16 protein-coding genes and 1 riboswitch are annotated in these 20,188 nt (G+C 68.9%); all 16 genes read left to right on the top strand.

Features of this window, described 5'->3' with window-relative positions; all coding sequences use genetic code 11:
- The first annotated feature begins 33 nt into the window (after positions 1-33).
- The 16 genes from ftsL (at position 34) to thiC (ending at position 20,163) form a co-directional block, all read left to right on the top strand.
- Entirely contained in the window at positions 34-372 is a 339-nt protein-coding gene (ftsL, locus tag BM144_RS12760) for a cell division protein FtsL (protein WP_092952791.1), read from the top strand.
- The gene (locus tag BM144_RS12755; protein WP_092952789.1) at positions 369-2,114 is read left to right on the top strand and encodes a peptidoglycan D,D-transpeptidase FtsI family protein; all 1,746 of its coding nucleotides are present in this window, start codon (positions 369-371) and stop codon (positions 2,112-2,114) included. Before ftsL ends, BM144_RS12755 begins: the two co-directional genes overlap by 4 nt.
- Positions 2,111-3,673 (top strand): UDP-N-acetylmuramoyl-L-alanyl-D-glutamate--2,6-diaminopimelate ligase, encoded by a 1,563-nt coding sequence (locus BM144_RS12750; protein ID WP_434802665.1) that lies wholly within the window; start codon positions 2,111-2,113, stop codon positions 3,671-3,673. Before BM144_RS12755 ends, BM144_RS12750 begins: the two co-directional genes overlap by 4 nt.
- Complete coding sequence (locus tag BM144_RS12745) at positions 3,670-5,178, top strand: UDP-N-acetylmuramoyl-tripeptide--D-alanyl-D-alanine ligase (RefSeq protein WP_092952785.1); 1,509 nt, start codon at positions 3,670-3,672, stop codon at positions 5,176-5,178. The genes BM144_RS12750 and BM144_RS12745 overlap by 4 nt, the downstream gene beginning before the upstream one ends.
- Positions 5,169-6,347 (top strand): phospho-N-acetylmuramoyl-pentapeptide-transferase, encoded by a 1,179-nt coding sequence (gene mraY / locus BM144_RS12740; RefSeq protein WP_092952783.1) that lies wholly within the window; start codon positions 5,169-5,171, stop codon positions 6,345-6,347. The genes BM144_RS12745 and mraY overlap by 10 nt, the downstream gene beginning before the upstream one ends.
- Positions 6,344-8,320 (top strand): UDP-N-acetylmuramoyl-L-alanine--D-glutamate ligase, encoded by a 1,977-nt coding sequence (gene murD, locus BM144_RS12735; protein ID WP_175526011.1) that lies wholly within the window; start codon positions 6,344-6,346, stop codon positions 8,318-8,320. Before mraY ends, murD begins: the two co-directional genes overlap by 4 nt.
- The gene (ftsW, locus tag BM144_RS12730) at positions 8,317-9,591 is read left to right on the top strand and encodes a putative lipid II flippase FtsW (protein ID WP_092952781.1); all 1,275 of its coding nucleotides are present in this window, start codon (positions 8,317-8,319) and stop codon (positions 9,589-9,591) included. Before murD ends, ftsW begins: the two co-directional genes overlap by 4 nt.
- Entirely contained in the window at positions 9,588-10,655 is a 1,068-nt protein-coding gene (gene murG / locus BM144_RS12725) for an undecaprenyldiphospho-muramoylpentapeptide beta-N-acetylglucosaminyltransferase (RefSeq protein ID WP_092952779.1), read from the top strand. Before ftsW ends, murG begins: the two co-directional genes overlap by 4 nt.
- Positions 10,652-12,070, top strand: a complete 1,419-nt coding sequence (murC, locus tag BM144_RS12720) for a UDP-N-acetylmuramate--L-alanine ligase (protein WP_092952777.1) — start codon at positions 10,652-10,654, stop codon at positions 12,068-12,070. Before murG ends, murC begins: the two co-directional genes overlap by 4 nt.
- An 11-nt stretch (positions 12,071-12,081) precedes the next feature.
- Entirely contained in the window at positions 12,082-13,080 is a 999-nt protein-coding gene (locus BM144_RS12715) for a D-alanine--D-alanine ligase (RefSeq protein WP_092952775.1), read from the top strand.
- Positions 13,077-13,937, top strand: a complete 861-nt coding sequence (locus BM144_RS12710; RefSeq protein ID WP_092952773.1) for a cell division protein FtsQ/DivIB — start codon at positions 13,077-13,079, stop codon at positions 13,935-13,937. The genes BM144_RS12715 and BM144_RS12710 overlap by 4 nt, the downstream gene beginning before the upstream one ends.
- A gap of 22 nt (positions 13,938-13,959) precedes the next feature.
- Positions 13,960-15,189, top strand: coding sequence for a cell division protein FtsA (gene ftsA, locus BM144_RS12705; protein WP_092952771.1), 1,230 nt, complete (start codon positions 13,960-13,962; stop codon positions 15,187-15,189).
- Positions 15,190-15,365: 176 nt separating this feature from the next.
- Complete coding sequence (gene ftsZ / locus BM144_RS12700; protein WP_092952769.1) at positions 15,366-16,598, top strand: cell division protein FtsZ; 1,233 nt, start codon at positions 15,366-15,368, stop codon at positions 16,596-16,598.
- Between the two features lie 375 nt (positions 16,599-16,973).
- The gene (gene lpxC / locus BM144_RS12695) at positions 16,974-17,897 is read left to right on the top strand and encodes a UDP-3-O-acyl-N-acetylglucosamine deacetylase (RefSeq protein ID WP_092952767.1); all 924 of its coding nucleotides are present in this window, start codon (positions 16,974-16,976) and stop codon (positions 17,895-17,897) included.
- 6 nt (positions 17,898-17,903) lie between these two features.
- Positions 17,904-18,080 (top strand): hypothetical protein, encoded by a 177-nt coding sequence (locus BM144_RS23140; protein ID WP_175526010.1) that lies wholly within the window; start codon positions 17,904-17,906, stop codon positions 18,078-18,080.
- Positions 18,081-18,127: 47 nt separating this feature from the next.
- A riboswitch (TPP riboswitch) is annotated at positions 18,128-18,237 on the top strand.
- 84 nt (positions 18,238-18,321) lie between these two features.
- The gene (gene thiC / locus BM144_RS12690) at positions 18,322-20,163 is read left to right on the top strand and encodes a phosphomethylpyrimidine synthase ThiC (RefSeq protein WP_092952765.1); all 1,842 of its coding nucleotides are present in this window, start codon (positions 18,322-18,324) and stop codon (positions 20,161-20,163) included.
- The last annotated feature ends 25 nt before the right edge of the window (positions 20,164-20,188 follow it).

Genomic DNA, 20,188 nt, shown 5'->3' with positions numbered 1-20,188 from the left:
GGCGGCGCGGCGTGCGACAGCGGGGCTGCTGCCATGACCCGGCTGAGCCTCGTCCTGCTGCTGGCCGTGCTGGCCAGCGCGCTCTATCTCGTGCACACGCAATACGAGTCGCGCCGCCTCTTCACCGAGCTGGACCGCGCCATCGCCGAGTCCCGCCGGCTGGAAACGGAACACCAGCGCCTGCAGGTGGAGAAGCGCGCCCAGGCCACGCCGCTGCGCGTGGAAAAGCTCGCGCGCGACCGACTGCACATGCGCACGGCCACGCCTGCGATCACGCAGTACGTGGCCGACGACGGCACGCCCGTCGTGACGGCTGCCGCGCCCATGGCGGGCGCCTCCGTGAGTGCCGCCTCTGCGGGAGCGCGCCGATGAGCCGCAGCGTCCTCTACACCTCCAGCCCGCTGCTCGCGAGCAAGACGCCCGTGTGGCGCAGCAAGTTCATCGTCGCCATGGTGGCGCTGGGCTTCCTGGCCCTGGGGGGGCGCGCGGCCTATGTGCAGGTGTTCGGCAACGCGTTCTTCCAGCGGCAGGGCGAAGTGCGTTTCGCCCGCACGCTCGAACTGCCCGCCAACCGCGGCCGCATCGTGGACCGCAATGGCCTGATCCTGGCCTCCAGCGTGCCGGCCGCGAGCATCTGGGCCATTCCCGAGGACGTGGAGCAGGACAAGCCGGAAGTGCGCGCCAAGCTGCAGGAGCTGGCCAAGCTGCTGGAGATGCCGCTGCCGGCGCTGCAGTCGCGCTTGGCAGACGAAGACAAGACCTTCGTCTGGATCAAGCGCCAGCTCGACTGGGAGCTGGGGCAGAAGATCGCCGCGCTCGACATCAAGGGCATCTACCAGCGCAAGGAATACAAGCGCCAGTACCCCGAGGGCGAATCCGCCGCGCACGTGGTGGGCTTCACCAATGTCGAGGACCACGGGCAGGAAGGCGTGGAGCTCGCGTTCGACAAGGACCTCGCCGGCAAGGCCGGGTCGCGCCGCGTCATCAAGGACCGGCTCGGCCGCGTCGTGGAAGGCGTGGGGGCCGAAGTGCCGCCCGTGGACGGCAAGGACATGCAGCTCTCGATCGACAGCAAGGTGCAGTTTTTCGCCTACCAAAAGCTGCGCGACCAGGTCGCGCTGCACAAGGCCAAGGCCGGCAGCGTGGTGGTGATCGACGCGCACACGGGCGAGCTGCTGGCGCTCGCCAATTACCCGAGCTATGTCCCCGACAAGCGGCAGAACCTGACCGGCGAGCAGCTGCGCAACCGCGCTATCACCGACGTGTTCGAGCCCGGCTCCACGATGAAGCCCTTCACCATCGGGCTCGCGCTGGAGTCCGGCCGCGTGAAGCCCGAGACGATCATCGACACCAACCCCGGCCGAGTCACGGTGACGGGCTCCACCATTTCCGACACCAGCAACCATGGAGTGCTCACGGTGGAAGGCGTGATCCAGAAGTCGAGCAACGTGGGCACGACCAAGATCGCCATGCAGATGCCCGCCCGGGAAATGTGGGAAACCTTCTCGGCGGCGGGTTTCGGCCAGAAGCCGCAGATCCATTTCCCCGGCGTGGTGAGCGGCCGGCTGCGCCCCTACAAGACCTGGCGGCCGGTCGAGCAGGCCACCATGTCCTATGGCTACGGCCTCTCGGCCAGCCTGCTGCAGATGGCGCGCTCCTATACCGTCTTCGCGAACAACGGCAAGATCATTCCCGCCACCATGCTCAAGACGCATGAGCCGGCGGTGGGCGTGCCGGTGTTCTCCGAGCGCACGGCCCTGCAGATCCGCAAGATGCTGCAGATGGCCGCAGGCCCCGGCGGTACCGGCCAGCAGGCGCAGACCGTGGGCTACTCCGTGGGAGGAAAGTCCGGCACGGCGCGCAAGCAGATCGGCAAGAGCTATGCCTCCGGGAAGTACCGTGCCTGGTTCACCGGACTCGCGCCCATCGACAAACCGCGCATCATCGTCGCGGTGATGATCGACGAGCCCAGCAACGGCGTGTTCTACGGCGGTGCCGTGGCCGCGCCGGTTTTCAGCGAGGTGGTGCAGCAGACGCTGCGCATGATGGGCGTGCCGCCCGACATGGCCGTGAAGCCCCGGATCGTCGCCAACAGCGCCGAGGAGTCGCTATGACCGAAATTGCCGTCGCGTCCGAAACTCCGATGCCGCCCCTGCTCGGCTCCGTGCAGGAGGCCATGGCCTGGTTGCGGGCGCGCGCCGTCCAGGGCACGCTCAAGACCGACAGCCGCGAGGTCGGGCCCGGTGACGTGTTCATCGCATGGCCCGGTGCGGCCACGGACGGGCGCATGCACGTGGGCGAGGCGCTCGCGCGCGGTGCGGCGGCCTGCCTCGTCGAACACGAGGGGGTCGAGGCCTTCCGCTTCGGCGCCGATGGCGTTGCCGCGCTGCGCGACCTGAAGGCGGTCACGGGCCTGCTGGCGGCCGAGTGGTTCGGCCTTCCCACCCAGCGCCTGGACGTGGTCGCGGTGACGGGCACCAATGGCAAGACGAGCACCACCTGGTGGCTGGCCGACGCGATCAACCTGCTCGCGGGCAGCGGACTGGTCACGCGCGGCGGCTGCGGCCTGATCGGCACCCTGGGCGTGGGCGTGCCGCCCGAACTGGAAAGCACCGGGCTCACCACCCCCGATCCCGTGCGGCTGCAAAGCGCATTCGCCGGCTTTGTCGAGAACGGACTGGGTGCCTGCGCCATCGAGGCTTCGTCCATCGGACTCGCGGAGCACCGCCTTGCCGGCATGCGCGTACGGGCGGCGGTGTTCACCAACTTCACGCAGGACCACCTGGACTACCACTCCGGCATGGCGGCGTACTGGCAGGCCAAGAGCGCGCTGTTCGACTGGCCCGGCCTGCAGGCGGCCATCGTGAACATCGACGATCCGCGCGGCGCGGAACTGCACGACACGCTTTCCCAGCGCCCGCTCGACCTCTGGAGCACCTCCATCATCGGACCGGCCCGGCTGCAGGCCCGCGACATCGCGTGGGGCGATGGTGGCCTGCGCTTCACGGTGGCCGAAGGCGTGCAGTCACACGTGCTGCAGACGCGCCTGATCGGCCACTACAACATCCACAACCTGCTCGCCGTGATCGCCACGCTGCGCGCGCTGGGCGTGCCGCTGGAGCATGCGCTCTGGGCCTCTGCGCAGCTCGCGCCCGTGCCGGGCCGCATGGAACTCATCCATCTGCCGGGCCAGCCGCTGGTGGCCGTGGACTATGCCCACACGCCGGACGCCCTCGATCAGGCGCTGCAGGCGCTGCGGCCCGTGGCCACCCAGCGCGGCGGGCGCCTGTGGTGCGTGTTCGGCTGCGGGGGCAACCGCGACCGCGCCAAGCGGCCGCTGATGGGACGCATCGCGCAGCAGCGCGCCGATGCCGTGATCGTCACCAGCGACAACCCCCGCAACGAAGAGCCGGCCGCCATCCTGCACGAGATCCTGCTGGGCACCGTGGCGGGCACGTCGGTGCAGGCCGAGCCCGAGCGCGACGTGGCCATCGCCCGGGCCATTGCCGAGGCCGACGAGCGCGACGTGGTGCTCATCGCCGGCAAGGGCCACGAGGACTACCAGGAGATCGCCGGCGTACGCCGGCCGTTCTCCGATGCCGCCCATGCACGCGCCACGCTGGACGCGCGCGGGGCTTCCGCCGCGGTGCAGGGCCGGGGAGCGTCCGCATGAACGGCTCGGCCATGCTCACGCTGCAGCAGGCCCATGCCCTGGTGCAGGCGCGCATCCCGCAGGCGCGGCTGGTGGGCGCACCCGGCACGCTGCTGGGCCGGGTGCATACCGACACGCGCACGCTGCAGCCGGGCGATCTGTTCGTCGCGCTGCGGGGCGAGCGCTTCGATGCGAATGAATTCCTGGCCGGCGCACAGGCGGCAGGCGCAGCGGCTGCCATCGCCCATCCGGGCCGGCTGGAGTCCGTGGGGCTGCCCGGCATCGAGGTGCCCGACACCCTGGCCGCGCTGGGCGCGCTCGCGGCCGGCTGGCGCGAGCGGTTCTCCCTTCCGCTGATCGGCGTGACCGGCAGCAACGGCAAGACCACCGTCACGCAGATGACGGCATCGGTGCTGCGGGCCTGGAAAGGCGACGCCGCATTTGCAACGCAAGGCAACTTCAACAACGACATCGGCGTGCCGCTCATGCTGCTGCGCCTGCGCGCCGCACACGAGGCCGCGGTGATCGAGTTGGGCATGAACCACCCGGGCGAGATCGCCGTGCTGGCCGGCATCGCGCAGCCCACGGTTGCACTGGTGAACAATGCGCAGCGCGAGCACCTGGAATTCATGCACACGGTGCAGGCCGTGGCCGAGGAAAACGGTGCGGTGATCTCCGCGTTGCCCGCCGACGGCGTGGCCGTGTTCCCCGCCGACGATGCCTATGCGCCGCTCTGGCGCGGCCTGGCAGGCGCGCGCCGCTGCCTAGTGTTCGGTGCGGGCCCCGAAGCGGATGCGGACGTGCGCTGCACGCGCGCGCAGTGGGCGTCCGGCGCCTGGCATGTACACATCGACACGCCGCAGGGTGGTTTCGATGCCACGCTGCGCATCGCGGGCCGCCACAACGTGGCCAACGCGCTGGCTGCCACGGCCTGCGCGCTGGCTGCCGGCGCGCCGCTCGGCGCCATCGCGCGCGGGCTCGCGGATTTCGAACCGGTGAAGGGGCGCTCGCGCGCCTTCACCGCTGCGGTGCGGGGGCCGGACGGTTCGCCACGGCGCCTCACGGCGGTGGACGACACCTACAACGCCAACCCCGACTCCATGCGAGCGGCCATCGACGTACTGGCCGAGCTGCCGGGCCCGCGCCTGCTGGTGATGGGCGACATGGGCGAAGTGGGCGACCAGGGCCCGCAGTTCCACGCGGAGTCCGGCGGACAGGCGCGCGATCGGGGCATCGACCGTTTGTTCGCGCTGGGATCGCTCGGCATTCACGCCGTGCAGGCCTTCGGGCCGGAGGCACGGCATTTCAATGACATGGCATCGCTGCTTGTGGCGGTGCGGGACGCCGTGCCCGGGGTGGGCAGCGTGCTGGTGAAGGGATCGCGGTTCATGAAGATGGAACAGGTGGTGCAGGCGCTCGAAGCGCCGGATGCGGTGTCGCAGGGCCACCCACGAAAAGACGACAGCGGCCAGGGCGCCGCGGGCCCGGCCCGCGCCATCGCCGAAGGGAGCCCCGCATGCTCCTGATGCTTTCCCAGTGGCTGCAGGGGCTTTCGCCCGAGTTCGGCTTCTTCCGCGTGTTCCAGTACCTCACCTTTCGCGCGGTGATGGCGGCCATGACGGCACTGCTCATCGGTCTCGTGGCGGGCCCCAAGGTGATCCGCATGCTGACCGCGCTCAAGATCGGTCAGCCCATCCGCGGCTACGCCATGGAATCGCACCTCTCCAAGAGCGGCACGCCCACCATGGGCGGCGTGCTCATCCTGGGGGCGATCGCCATTTCCACGCTGCTGTGGTTCGACCTGTCCAACCGCTTCGTCTGGGTGGTGCTGGCCGTCACCCTGGGCTTCGGCGCCATCGGCTGGGTGGACGACTGGCGCAAGGTGGTGCGCAAGGACCCCGAGGGCATGCGTTCTCGCGAGAAGTATTTCTGGCAGTCCGTCATCGGACTGCTGGCCGCGCTGTACCTGGTGTTCTGCATTTCCGAGAACTCCAATGCGCGCGTGTTCGAACTCTTCATCACCTGGATCCAGTCGGGCTTCTCGATGGACCTGCCGCCCCAGGCCGGCCTGCTCGTGCCGTTCTTCAAGGAAGTGAGCTACCCGCTCGGCGTGCTCGGCTTCGTGATCCTGACCTACCTCGTGATCGTGGGGTCGAGCAATGCCGTGAACCTGACCGACGGCCTCGATGGCCTCGCCATCATGCCGGTGGTGATGGTGGGCGCTTCGCTGGGCGTGTTCGCCTACGTGACGGGCAGCGCGGTGTATTCCAAGTACCTGCTGTTCCCCTACATCGCCGGTGCCGGAGAGCTGCTGATCTTCTGCTCGGCCATGGCGGGCGCGGGCCTCGCCTTCCTCTGGTTCAACACCCACCCCGCCCAGGTCTTCATGGGCGACGTCGGTGCGCTGGCCCTGGGCGGCGCCCTCGGCACCATCGCCATCATCGTGCGCCAGGAAATCGTGCTGGCCATCATGGGCGGCATCTTCGTGGTCGAGGCGCTTTCGGTGATGCTGCAGGTCAGCTGGTTCAAGTACACCAAGCGCCGCTACGGCGAAGGCCGGCGCCTGCTCAAGATGGCGCCCCTGCACCACCATTTCGAGAAAAGCGGCTGGAAGGAAACGCAGGTGGTCGTGCGCTTCTGGATCGTCACCATGCTGCTGTGCCTGATCGGCCTCACGACGCTGAAGCTGCGATGAACCCGATCGACCGCCTCCCTCCCGAACCTGGCGCCGTCTCCGTACCGGCGCCGGATGCTTTGCCGGCACGGTCCGTTGCAGAGCGGGCTGTGCCTGTTCCAACGCGGGACGACGGCGCGGAAGCGCAGGCGAACGCCGGTGCCTTCGGTTCGGAAGGGGTTGGAGCGCAGGGCGAACCGCAGGCCGCGGACCTTCACGAGGCGGGCGAGCCGCCCATCGGCACGCCTGCCAGCGCGGGCCTGCCTGAACTCGACATGACCGCTCCGCGCATCTCGGCGGCGCAGGCCGCCACCGAATTCGTGGCGCGCATCTTTGCCGACGTGCAGGCCGATGGCCCGGCGGCAGCAGAGGCCGACGACGGCGTTGCCGCCGCGACCGTGGCCGAGGAACATGCTGCCCCCAGGGATGCCGAAGAGCCGGCCCCGCTGGAACGCCCCGCCGATACGCTTCGTCCTCTGGCGGGGCAGCGCATCCTCGTGCTGGGGCTGGGCGCGTCGGGGCTTGCCATGGCGCGCTGGTGCGTCCGCTGCGGCGCGAACGAGGTGACCGTGGCCGACACGCGCGAGGCGCCTCCGCAGCTCGCCATGCTGCAGGCCGAACTGCCGCAGGTACGCTTCGTGCCCGGTGCGTTCGACGCGGCACTGGTCCAGGGCCGGGGGCTGCACGCGGTCTACCGCTCCCCGGGGCTGAGCCCCGATGTGGTGGCGCCCGTGTTCGTGGCCGCCAGCGCGGAAGGCATCGCGACCGGGGGCGAGCTGGGCCTCTTCGCCATGGCCCTGGGCGCACTGCAGTCCTCGCATGGCTATGCCCCGGCCGTTCTGGCCGTCACCGGCACCAACGGCAAGACCACGGTGACATCCCTCACGGGCTTGCTGGTGGAATGCGCCGGCCGTTCCGTGGCGGTCGCCGGCAATATCGGGCCGACCCTGCTCGATACGCTGGGCCGCCACCTCGATGCCGATGCGCTGCCGCAGGTATGGGTGCTCGAACTCTCCAGCTTCCAGCTCGAAGGCGCCGACGGTTTCGAGCCGACGGCAGCCACGGTGCTCAACATCACGCAGGACCACCTCGACTGGCACGGAGACCTGAATGCCTACGCCGGCGCGAAGGCCCGCATCTTCGGAGCCTCGGGCCTCATGGTGCTCAACCGCGAGGATGCCGCGGTCATGGCCATGCTGCCTCCGCCCGTGCGCGTGAAACTGCAAAAGCCCCAGCTGCGCCCCCACGTCACCTTCGGCGGCGACATGCCCCGGCGTCCGGGCGACTTCGGGATCGAAGTGGTCAATGGCATGGCCTGGCTGGTGCGCGCCCAGGAATCCGACGAAACCGCCCGGCGCTCCCGCAGCCAGTCGGAGGAAGAACTGCATATCCAGCGGCTAATGCCGGCCGATGCGCTGCGCATTCGCGGCCGGCACAACGCGGTGAATGCACTGGCCGCGCTGGCACTGGCCCACGCCGCGGGCTGCGCCTTCGCGCCCATGCTCTACGCCCTGCGCGAATACCGCGGGGAGCCGCACCGCGTGGAGCCCCTGGGCCGCGTGAACGAGGTGGAGTATTTCGACGACAGCAAAGGCACCAACGTGGGCGCCACCGTGGCGGCCCTGAACGGCCTGGGCGCGGACCGGCGCATCGTCGCGATTCTGGGCGGCGACGGCAAGGGGCAGGATTTCACGCCCCTGGCCATGCCCGTGGCCCGCTACGCACGCGCCGCCGTGCTCATCGGCCGCGACGGCCCGCAGATCCGCGCCGCCCTGCAGGGCGCGGGCGTGCCCCTGCTCGATGCGGCCACGCTGCCCGAGGCCGTGCGCCTGGCCACGCAGCGGGCCCATGCGGGCGATGCCGTGCTCATGTCCCCGGCGTGCGCGAGCTTCGACATGTTCAAGAACTACGAGCACCGCGCCGAAGTCTTCCGCGAGGCCGTGCAGGCGCTGGCGGACGAAGCGGGTCAGGCACTGGAAGGGGGGCTCGCATGAGCGCGGGTGCACCATCGGCAGGGCTCTGGCAGCGCATGACCGGCTGGTTCGGAGGCGGTGCCGCGCCCGCGGCCGACGTGCTCCCTGTGCGCGTGGGCGGGACGGAATACCGCCAGACCACGACCACCCCGGCGCGCGTGCTGGGGTTCGACCAGGCTTTGCTCTGGGTGGTGGTGGCATTGCTCGCCTGGGGCCTGGTGATGGTGTATTCGGCCTCCATCGCCATGCCGGACAACCCGCGCTTCGGGAAGATCGCGCCCACCCACTTCCTCATGCGGCACATCATTGCCCTGGTGCTGGGATTCGTGGCGGCGCTGCTTGCCTTCCAGGTGCCCATGTCCGCCTGGGAGCGCGTGGCGCCGTGGCTTTTCCTGCTTTCCATCGTCTTGCTGGTGGCGGTGCTTGTGCCGCACGTGGGCACGGTGGTCAATGGCGCCCGCCGCTGGCTGTCGCTGGGGGTCATGAACTTCCAGCCGTCCGAGCTGGCCAAGTTCGCCGTGCTCATCTATGCGGCCGACTACATGGTGCGCAAGATGGACGTGAAAGAGCGCTTCTTCCGCGCCGTGCTGCCCATGGGCGTGGCGGTGGCGGTGGTGGGCGTGCTGCTGCTGGCCGAGCCCGACATGGGCGCCTTCATGGTGATCGCCATCATCGCCATGGGCATCCTGTTCCTCGGCGGCGTGAATGCGCGGATGTTCTTCCTGATTGCCGCCGTGCTCGTGCTGGCCTTCGCCATCATGGTGATGGGAAGCCCCTGGCGGCGCGAGCGGATCTTCGCCTACCTCGATCCGTTCAGCGAAGCCCACGCGCTCGGCAAGGGCTACCAGCTCTCGCATTCGCTGATCGCCATCGGGCGCGGCGAGATCTTCGGCGTGGGCCTGGGCGGCAGCGTGGAAAAGCTGCACTGGCTGCCCGAGGCGCACACCGACTTTTTGCTCGCGGTGATCGGCGAGGAGTTCGGCCTCGCCGGCGTGCTCGTGCTGATCGCGCTCTTCTTCTGGATGACGCGCCGCATCATGCACATCGGCCGCCAGGCCATCGCGCTCGACCGCGTGTTCGCCGGACTCGTCGCGCAGGGTGTCGCGATCTGGATGGGCTTCCAGGCCTTCATCAACATGGGCGTGAACCTGGGCGCGCTGCCCACCAAGGGCCTGACGCTGCCGCTCATGAGCTTCGGCGGCTCGGCCATCCTCATGAACCTCGTGGCCATCGCGGTGGTCCTGCGGGTGGATTATGAAAACAAGCACCTCATGCGCGGAGGCCGCGTATGAGCACCCCCAAGACCGCCCTCGTGATGGCCGGTGGCACCGGAGGCCATATCTTCCCGGGCCTGGCCGTGGCCGAGGAGCTGCGCGCGCGCGGCTGGCGTGTGCACTGGCTGGGCACGCCGGGCAGCATGGAGTCGCGCATCGTGCCGCCCCAGGGGTTTGCGTTCGAGCCCATCGATTTCTCGGGTGTGCGCGGCAAGGGCCTCGCCACCCTGGCGCTGCTGCCGCTGCGGTTGCTGCGCGCCTTCTGGCAGGCGCTGGCCGTGGTGCGCCGCGTGAAGCCCGACGTGGTCGTGGGCCTCGGCGGGTACGTCACTTTCCCAGGCGGGATGATGGCCGTTCTGTGCGGCAAGCCGCTCGTGGTGCACGAGCAGAACTCCGTCGCGGGCCTGGTGAACAAGGTGCTGGCCGGAGTGGCCGACCGGGTGTTCACCGCGTTCCCGCAGGCGTTGAAGCAGGGCGCCTGGGTCGGCAATCCGCTGCGGGCGCCTTTCACGCGGCAGCCTGCGCCCGAGGCGCGCTTTGCGGGCCGCAGCGGGCCGTTGCGCCTGCTGGTGGTGGGGGGCAGCCTGGGCGCGAAGGCGCTCAACGACATCGTGCCGCAGGCGCTCGCGCTGATTCCCGCGGAACGCCGCCCAGTGGTGGTGCACCAGAGCGGCACCACGCAGATCGACGCGCTGCGTGCGAACTACGCCGCTGCCGGCGTGGACGCCACGCTGACCCCTTTCATCGATGACACCGCCACCGCATTCGCCGAAGCCGACCTCATCGTCTGCCGCGCGGGTGCGAGCACGGTGACCGAAATCGCCGCCGTGGGCGCGGCGGCCGTCTTCGTGCCTTTCCCGCATGCGGTGGACGACCACCAGACGGCCAACGCCCGTTTCCTGGCCGATGCCGGGGGGGGATGGCTCGTGCAGCAGCGCGACCTGTCCGCCGACGGACTGGCCCGGCTGCTACAAGATACCGAGCGCCCGGCGTTGCTGGAGCGCGCCCTGAAAGCCAAGACGATGCAGAAGATCCACGCCACCCGCGAAGTGGCCAACGCGTGCGAGGAACTGGCCGCATGAAGCACGCCATCCGCCATATCCATTTCGTGGGCCTCGGAGGCGCCGGCATGTGCGGCATCGCCGAGGTGCTGTTCAACCTGGGCTACGAGATATCGGGCTCGGACCTCTCCGACAGCGCCACGCTGCGCCGCCTCGCGGCCCTGGGCATCGCCACGCACGTCGGCCATGCGGCCTCGAACATCGAAGGCGCCGATGCGGTGGTCACCTCCACCGCCGTGCAGGCCGACAACCCCGAAGTGCTGGCCGCACGCGAACGCAAGATCCCGGTGGTGCCGCGCGCGCTCATGCTGGCCGAACTCATGCGGCTCAAGCGCGGCATCGCCATCGCCGGCACGCACGGCAAGACGACCACCACGAGCCTGGTGACCAGCGTGCTCGCCGAAGCGGGGCTGGACCCGACGTTCGTGATCGGCGGGCGGCTCAACAGCGCCGGCGCCAACGCCAAGCTGGGCGAGGGCGACTACATCGTGGTGGAGGCCGACGAGTCCGATGCCTCGTTCCTCAACCTGCTGCCGGTGATGGCGGTGGTGACGAACATCGACGCCGACCACATGGAAACCTATGGCCACGACTTCAACCGCCTGAAGTCGGCCTTCGTGGATTTCCTGCACCGGATGCCGTTCTACGGCACGGCGATCCTCTGCACCGACAACCCGGCGATCCGCGAGATCCTGCCCGACGTCACCTGCCCTGTCACCAGCTACGGCTTCGCCGAAGGTGCCCAGGTGCGGGCGGTGGACGTGCGCGCGGATGCGGGCCGCATGCGCTTCCGGGTCGAGCGGCGCAACGGCGTCACGCTGCCCGACCTCGACGTGGTGCTGAACCTCGCGGGCGAGCACAACGTGCTCAACGCGCTGTCGGCCATCGCGGTGGCGGTGGAGCTGAACATCCCCGACGAGGCGCTGCTGCGCGCGCTCGCGCAGTTCAAGGGCGTGGGCCGGCGGTTCCAGCGCTACGGCGATTTGCCCGCGCAGGGCGGAGGCACGTTCACCCTGATCGAGGACTACGGGCACCACCCGGTCGAGATGACGGCGACGATCGCCGCGGCACGCGGTGCCTTTCCGGACCGGCGCCTGGTGCTGGCGTTCCAGCCACACCGCTACAGCCGCACGCGCGACTGCTTCGAGGACTTCGTGAAGGTGATGGGCAGCGCCGATGCGGTGCTGCTCACCGAGGTGTATGCGGCTGGCGAGGCCCCGATCGTGGCGGCGGACGGCCGCTCGCTCGCGCGCGCCGTGCGGGTCGCCGGGCAGGTCGAGCCGGTGTTCATCGACGACATCGCCGAACTGCCGCAGCGCATCGCGGACAACGCGCGCGGAGGCGACGTGGTCCTCTGCATGGGCGCGGGCTCCATCGGGGCCGTGCCCGCTAAGGTGCTCGAAATGCTACAAAAAGAAGAGCAAACTATTCAATAAGGACGGCGGCATTGAATCCGAAAGACCTTGAAATCGACGTGCGTGCCCTCGGCAAGGTGGCTGTGCTCATGGGCGGCGACTCGGCGGAGCGCGAGGTGTCGCTCATGTCCGGCGGCGGCGTGCTGCAGGCGCTGCGCGCGCGCGGCGTGGACGCGCACGCCTTCGACCCTTCGCAGACCGATCTGTCCGAACTCAAGCGGCATGGCTATGCACGCTGCTTCATCGCGCTGCACGGCCGCCATGGCGAGGACGGAACGGTGCAGGGCGCGCTGGAGCTGCTGCGCATCCCCTACACGGGGCCTGGCGTGATGGCTTCCGCGATTGCCATGGACAAGATCATGACCAAGCGCATCTGGCGCTTCGAGGGCCTGCCCACGCCGGACTGGCGGCTCGTCGCGAGCGCGGCGGAAACCGCACAGGCACTGGAGGCACTGGGTGCGCCCATGATCGTGAAGCCTGCGCGCGAGGGTTCGACCATCGGGCTCACCAAAGTCACGTCGCCCGGGCAGTGCGAGCAGGCCTACCGCCTCGCATCGCGCTACGACCCCGAAGTGCTGTGCGAGCAGTTCATCGAAGGCGACGAGACCACCTGTCCCGTGATGGGACAGGGTGCGGGCGCGCACGCGCTGCCGCTCATCCACATCGTGGCGCCGCAGGGCAATTACGACTACCAGAACAAATACTTCACCGACGTGACCCAGTACCGCTGTCCGAGCGGCCTGCCCGAGGCCGAGGAGCGCGAGATCCAGCGCCTCGTCGTCGAGGCCTACCGCACGCTGGGCTGCCGCGGCTGGGCTCGGGCGGACATCATGGTCCGCGCGAGCGACCGCAAGCCCTTCCTGCTGGAGATCAACACCTCGCCGGGCATGACGGGCCATTCTCTGGTGCCGATGTCGGCGCGCGCCATGGGCGTGAGCTACGAAGAGCTGTGCGTGCGCATCCTCGCGGGCGCATCGCTCGATGCCAGCCAGGGCCACGAGCCCGCCACCGGGAACCCGGGAGCCGCATGACCTCCGCCACGCTGCCTGCGCCGTTCGACGTCAAACTCATGAACTGGACCGCCACGGTCCTCTTCGTGGGCTGTGCCGCGGCCGTGCTCATGGCGGCGGGGTCGTGGGCGCGCCACCACCCGATGTTCGCCATCGGGCGCATCGTGGTGCAGGGCGAGCTGGTGCACAACAACGCGGTGACGCTGCGCGCCAACGTGGGCCCGCACCTCGTGGGCAACTTCTTCACCATGGACCTGAAGGCCGTGCGCGAGGCATTCGAGCAGGTGCCCTGGGTCCGCCGGGCCCTGGTGCGGCGCGAGTTCCCGAACGGCCTGCGGGTGGAGCTGCAGGAGCACGACGCCTTTGCCTACTGGGGCCCGGAAGAGGGCGCGACATTGCTCAGCACCGAAGGCGAGGTCTTCGAGGCCAGCGCCGACGATGTCGAGGACGACGAGCTCCCGCGGCTGCAGGGTCCGCAGGGGCAGTCGCTCGAAGTGATGCGCATGTACCAGCGGCTCGCGCCGGCCGTGGAGCCCCTGGGCGCGCGGCTGGCCGTGCTGGAGCTTTCGAAGCGCGGCAGCTGGCGCGCTTCGCTGGCGAGCGGCGCCGCGATCGAACTGGGGGGCGGAACGCCCGACGAAGTGGAAGCACGCACCCGGCGCTTCGTGCGCACGGTGGCGCGCGTGGCGGGCCAGTACGGGCGCAGGCCCGATGCCCTGGAATCGGCCGATCTGCGCCATCCGGACGGTTACGCCATGCGCTTGCGCGGCGTGACCACGGTGGATGGCGATGCGCCCCGTGCCGCACCGGCACGGGCGCGGGCAGCCCAACGGAACACAAACCCGGGCGCGCGGCGGGAGCCCCCGAGGAATCGCTGACCCAAGTCAGGACACACAAGATATGGCACGAGAATACAAAGACGTGGTGGTGGGGCTGGACATCGGGACGGCCAAGGTGATGGCCGTCGTGGCCGAGGTGCTGCCGGGCGGCGAGCTGAAGCTCGCGGGCCTGGGCGTGGCGCCGAGCAACGGCCTGAAGCGCGGCGTGGTGGTCAACATCGACGCCACGGTGCAGAGCATCCAGCAGGCCTTGAAAGAGGCCGAGCTGATGGCCGACTGCAAGATCCAGCGCGTCTACACGGGCATCACGGGCAGCCACATCCGCGGCCTCAATTCGAGCGGCATGGTGGCCGTGAAGGACAAGGAGGTCACCCCCGCCGACGTGGCGCGCGTGGTCGAGACCGCCAAGGCCATCAACATCTCCAGCGACCAGCGCCTGCTGCTCGTGGAGCCGCAGGAATTCGTGATCGACGGGCAGGACGTGAAAGAGCCCATCGGCATGAGCGGCATCCGCCTGGAGGCCAAGATCCACATCGTGACCGGCGCGCAGAGCGCGGCCGAGAACATCATCAAGTGCGTGCGCCGCTGCGGCCTGGAAGTGGAGCAGCTGATGCTCAATCCGCTCGCCTCCAGCCAGGCCGTGCTGACCGACGACGAACGCGAACTCGGCGTGGCCGTGGTGGACGTGGGTGCGGGCACGACCGACGTCGCGATCTTCACGGGCGGCGCCATCCGGCACACGGCCGTCATCCCGATCGCGGGCGATCTCATCACGAGCGACATCGCCATGGCGTTGCGCACGCCCACCAAGGATGCGGAGGACATCAAGGTCGAGAGCGGCTACGCGAAGCAGCTGCTCGCCGATCCCGAGGCCCAGGTGGAGGTGCCGGGCCTGGGCGACCGCAGCCCGCGCATGCTGTCCAAGCAGGCGCTGGCCGGCGTGATCGAGCCGCGCGTGGAGGAGATCTTCTCGCTCGTGCAGCAGGTGATCCGCGAATCGGGCTACGAGGAAGTGCTTTCGTCGGGCATCGTCCTGACGGGGGGTAGCGCCATCATGCCGGGCATGGTCGAACTGGGCGAGGACATCTTCCTGAAGCCCGTGCGGCGCGGCATTCCGAAGTATTCCAGCGCTTTGTCTGACATGGTGGCCCAGCCGCGTGCTGCTACTGTCATGGGTTTGCTCGAAGAAGCGCGGCAGGCCCGTCTTCGGGGGTTCAAGGTGGCGCAGAAGAGCGGCTCGGTGAAAACCGCATTCGGCCGCTTCAAAGATTTCATCATCGGGAACTTCTGAGATGTATGCCCATCTGCACCGGCTTGCCCGCGGAAGTCCCCTGGCTTTCTGCCGCCAACGATGGCGGAGCACCGGCCCGCCTTCCTCCGCCGCAGCACCGTTTTTTTTGAATCCCCGACCGGCCGAATCGGCCAATCGCACATCTCACGTGAAAGACCAGGACTAGGAGCACCAGCATGACCATCGAAATGATCGAAGCCGAAGAATTCAACCAGGGCACTCAGATCAAGGTGATCGGTGTCGGCGGCGGCGGCGGCAATGCCGTCGAGCACATGATCTCGCGCCACGTGCAGGGCGTGGAGTTCGTCTGCGCCAACACCGACGCGCAGGCGCTCACCCGCAGCACCGCGCACCGCGTCATCCAGTTGGGCCACAGCGGACTGGGCGCCGGCAGCAAGCCCGAGAAGGCCCGCGAGGCCGCGGAAGCCGCGCAGGAAGACATCCGCCAGGCCATCCAGGGCGCGCACATGCTTTTCATCACGGCCGGCATGGGCGGCGGCACGGGCACGGGCGCCGCACCCGTGATCGCGCGCGTGGCCAAGGAAATGGGCATCCTCACGGTGGGCGTGGTGACCAAGCCCTTCGATTGGGAAGGCGGCCGCCGCATGCAGAACGCCGACAACGGCCTGGCCGAACTCGAAGCGAATGTCGATTCGCTCATCGTCGTGCTCAACGAGAAGCTGCTGGAAGTGCTGGGCGACGACATCTCCCAGGACGAGGCCTTCGCGCATGCCAACGACGTGCTCAAGAACGCCGTGGGCGGCATTGCCGAGATCATCAATGAATACGGCCATGTGAACGTCGACTTCGAAGACGTCCGCACCGTGATGGGCGAGCCCGGCAAGGCGATGATGGGCACGGCCACCGCCAGCGGCCCGGACCGCGCGCGCATCGCCGCCGAGCAGGCCGTGGCCTGCCCGCTGCTGGAAGGCATCGACCTGTCCGGCGCCAAGGGCGTGCTGGTGCTGGTGACGGCGGCCAAGGGCAGCCTGAAGCTGTCCGAGTCGCGCCTGGCGATGAGCACCATCAACGCCTACGCATCGCCCGATGCGCACGTGATCTACGGCGCTGCCTATGACGACAGCCTGGGCGAAGACATCCGCGTGACCGTGGTGGCCACGGGTCTCTCGCGCGCCAACGCGCGCCGCCAGCCCATCTCGGTGGTGCAGGGCGGCCTGCGCACCGGCACCGACAACCTCGCCTACCAGATGCCCATCGCGGGTGCCGGTGTGGGCATGGCCGGCGGTCTGGTGGGCGGCGCCACCACGCAGGCCGACTACGGCAGCATGTCGGTCCCCAGCGTCTGGCGCACCAACCGCACGCAGGCGGCCGCGCGCGTCGATGCGCTGTCTTCCGGCGGCATGGACGATCTGGAGATCCCGGCGTTCCTGCGTAAGCAGGCGGATTGATTGGCTCCCCCCTGAGCCGCCTTCGGCGCCTTCCCCCAAGGGGGACGCCGCCGGTGGCCCGGCGAAGCCGGTTCCACGGCGTCTGCTGGTATGGCCTGCTCCGCGGCCTCCCGACGAGGGAGGCCGTTTGCTTTCTGGCGTTGTGCTCAGAAGCAGGGTTCCGTCGCGTGCTGTCTGGACGGTGGCGGTAGCGGTGAACATCCCCCCGCTCCGCAATGTCGTGTGCATGGCACTTGGTGTTCTTGAATGCAGCCTCCGACCGCCCCGCTCCTGCACGGAGCGGGGCGGTTTTTTGTTTCCGATGTGACGTTCGGGCTATGCGCGCCATAGCCTTGGATACGAGCAGGGAAGGGAGCCGCCACCTAAAATCGCGGGATGCTCCAGCAACGCACGATCAAGACCCTCACCCGCGCCGTCGGCGTGGGCCTGCACAGCGGCCAGCGGGTCGAACTCACGTTGCGTCCGGCCGCTCCGGACACGGGCATCGTCTTTCGCCGCATCGATCTGCCCGAGCCCGTGGACATTCCCATCCGGGCCGAATCCGTGGTCGATACGCGCATGGCTTCCACCATCGGCGTGGGGGGGGCCAAGGTGCACACGGTCGAGCACCTCATGTCCGCCTGCGCCGGGCTGGGCCTGGACAACCTCTACATCGATATCACGGCCGAGGAGGTTCCCATCCTCGATGGGTCCTCGGCCTCGTTCGTGTTCCTGCTGCAGAGCGCGGGCGTGACGCTGCAGAACGCACCCAAGAAATTCATCCGCGTGACGCGGCCCGTGGAAGTGCGCGAGGGCGAAGGGCACCAGCTCAAGTGGGCGCGGCTCGATCCCTACCATGGCTACAAGTTGCGGTTCGAGATCGACTTCGCGCACCCGGCCGTGGACTCCACAGGGCAGAGCGTGGAGTTCGATCTGGGATCGGGCAGCTACACGCGCGACATCGCGCGCGCCCGCACCTTCGGCTTCACCAAGGACGTGGAGATGATGCGCGCGAGCGGCCTGGCGCTGGGCGGAGGGCTCGACAACGCCATCGTCATGGACGACTACAAGGTGCTCAATGCCGACGGGCTGCGCTACGACGACGAGTTCGTCAAGCACAAGATCCTCGACGCCATCGGCGACCTCTACATCGTCGGCAAGCCGCTGCTGGCGGCCTACAGCGCCTTCCGCTCCGGCCACGCGATGAACAACCAGTTGCTGCGTGCGCTGCTGGCGGACGAGGATGCCTGGGAGATCGCCACGTTCGAGAGCGAGCGGCAGGCGCCCGCCGGGTTCGCGGCCGCCGCGCAGGCGTGGTGAGCGGCCATGCTGCTCTTCCGCTGGGTCTTCCTTCTGCTGCTGCTGACCGCCGGCGTGTCGTTCGTGCTCTACATGGCCACGGGGCAGGCGCGCTACAAGCGATTCGGCGTCGCCATCGTCAAGTGGACGGTCATTTCTGCGTTCGCCTTCTTCGCCGTGCTGGCACTCGAACGCTTCCTCTGAACCCGCGCCGGCGCGGTGGTGACACCGCCGGGCATCGCTCCTATACTCGCGCTGCTCCGGGGTGCACGTAGTGGCGTGCTGAGACGGCGGACCTGACCGCCGGAACCGCGAACTTGATCTGGTTAGTACCAGCGTAAGAAGAGCTGCAGTCAGTGTGCGTTCCCGCGCCGCCGGTCCGTCCGGCGCGCGGCCGCACGCGGCCGATGGCGGAGCATTCCAAACCCACCCTGGAGTGCACCCCATGAACGCCCCCGACAAGTTCGCCCACCTCCTCGCGCTCACGCGCGCCCCCTTTCCCGCATCGGCCAAGAGCTACTTGGCCGGCAGCCGGGACGATCTGCGCGTGCCCGTGCGCGACATCGCGCTCACCAACGGCGAGCAGGTGAGCGTGTACGACACCTCCGGTCCCTACACCGACCCTGCCGCGGCGATCGACGTGCGCCAGGGCCTGGCCAGCGTGCGCGGCGCCTGGATTGCCGACCGCAACGACACCGAAACCTACGAGGGCCGCCCGCCCGTGGCGCTGGACGACGGCCAGAAGAGCGAAGACGCGGCACGGCTGGCGCAACTGCGGGCCGAGGCCGCCGCGCTGCAGCGCAAGCCGCTGCGCGCGAAGGCTGGCCGCAACGTGAGCCAGATGCACTACGCCCGCCAGGGCATCGTCACGCCCGAGATGGAATACGTCGCGCTGCGCGAGAACGGCCGCCGCGAGTGGATGGAGCAGTACCAGCAGGACGCCGCGCGCGAGCAGCGCCTGGCCGGCAATCCGATGGGCGCGAGCATTCCGAAGATCATCACGCCCGAGTTCGTGCGGGACGAGGTGGCCCGCGGCCGCGCCATCATCCCCGCCAACATCAACCACCCCGAGGTCGAGCCCATGGCGATCGGGCGCAACTTCAAGGTGAAGATCAACGCCAACATCGGCAATTCGGCCGTGACCTCCAGCATCGAGGAAGAGGTCGAGAAGCTCGTCTGGGCGATCCGCTGGGGCGCCGACAACGTGATGGACCTCTCCACCGGCAAGGCGATCCACACCACGCGCGACTGGATCATCCGCAATTCGCCGGTGCCCATCGGCACCGTGCCGATCTACCAGGCGCTGGAGAAGGTGGGCGGCATCGCCGAAGACCTGACCTGGGAGATCTTCCGCGACACGCTGATCGAGCAGGCCGAGCAGGGCGTGGACTACTTCACCATCCATGCCGGCGTGCGGCTGCCCTACATCCCGCTCACCGCCAACCGGCGCACGGGCATCGTCTCGCGCGGCGGCTCCATCATGGCGAAGTGGTGCATGGCGCACCACCGCGAGAGCTTCCTCTACGAGCATTTCGAGGACATCTGCGACATCATGAAGGCCTACGACGTGTCCTTCAGCCTGGGCGACGGCCTGCGCCCCGGCAGCGGCTCGGATGCCAACGACGAGGCGCAGTTCGCCGAGCTGCAGACGCTGGGCGAACTCACGCAGATCGCCTGGAAGCACGACGTGCAGACCATGATCGAAGGCCCCGGCCACGTGCCCATGCACATGATCCAGGCCAACATGACCGAGCAGCTCAAGCACTGCCACGAAGCGCCGTTCTACACGCTGGGGCCGCTGACCATCGACATCGCGCCGGGCTACGACCACATCGCCAGCGCCATCGGCGCCGCCATGATCGGCTGGATGGGCACGGCCATGCTGTGCTATGTGACGCCCAAGGAGCACCTGGGCCTGCCCGACCGCGACGATGTGAAGCAGGGCATCATCGCCTACAAGATCGCGGCCCATGCGGCCGATGTCGCCAAGGGCCATCCGGGGGCCCGGGCACGCGACGATGCGCTCTCGCAGGCGCGTTTCGATTTCCGTTGGCAGGACCAGTTCAACCTGGGCCTGGACCCCGAGACCGCGCAGGAATACCACGACGAAACGCTGCCCAAGGATTCCGCCAAGGTGGCGCACTTCTGCTCGATGTGCGGCCCCAAGTTCTGCTCCATGAAGATCACGCAGGAAGTGCGTGAATTCGCGGCCAAGGGCCTGCAGGAGAAGTCGAAGGAGTTCCGTACCGGCGGCGGCGAACTCTACGTGCCGATCCAGCCGGTCTGACCCGCCGCCGCCCGGCCGCCAGCGT

The sequence above is a fragment of the Paracidovorax konjaci genome (genome assembly GCF_900112675.1).
GTDB lineage: Bacteria > Pseudomonadota > Gammaproteobacteria > Burkholderiales > Burkholderiaceae_C > Paracidovorax > Paracidovorax konjaci.
Note: the sequence above shows the minus strand (reverse complement) of the source record. Positions and strands in the feature narration are given on the sequence as shown.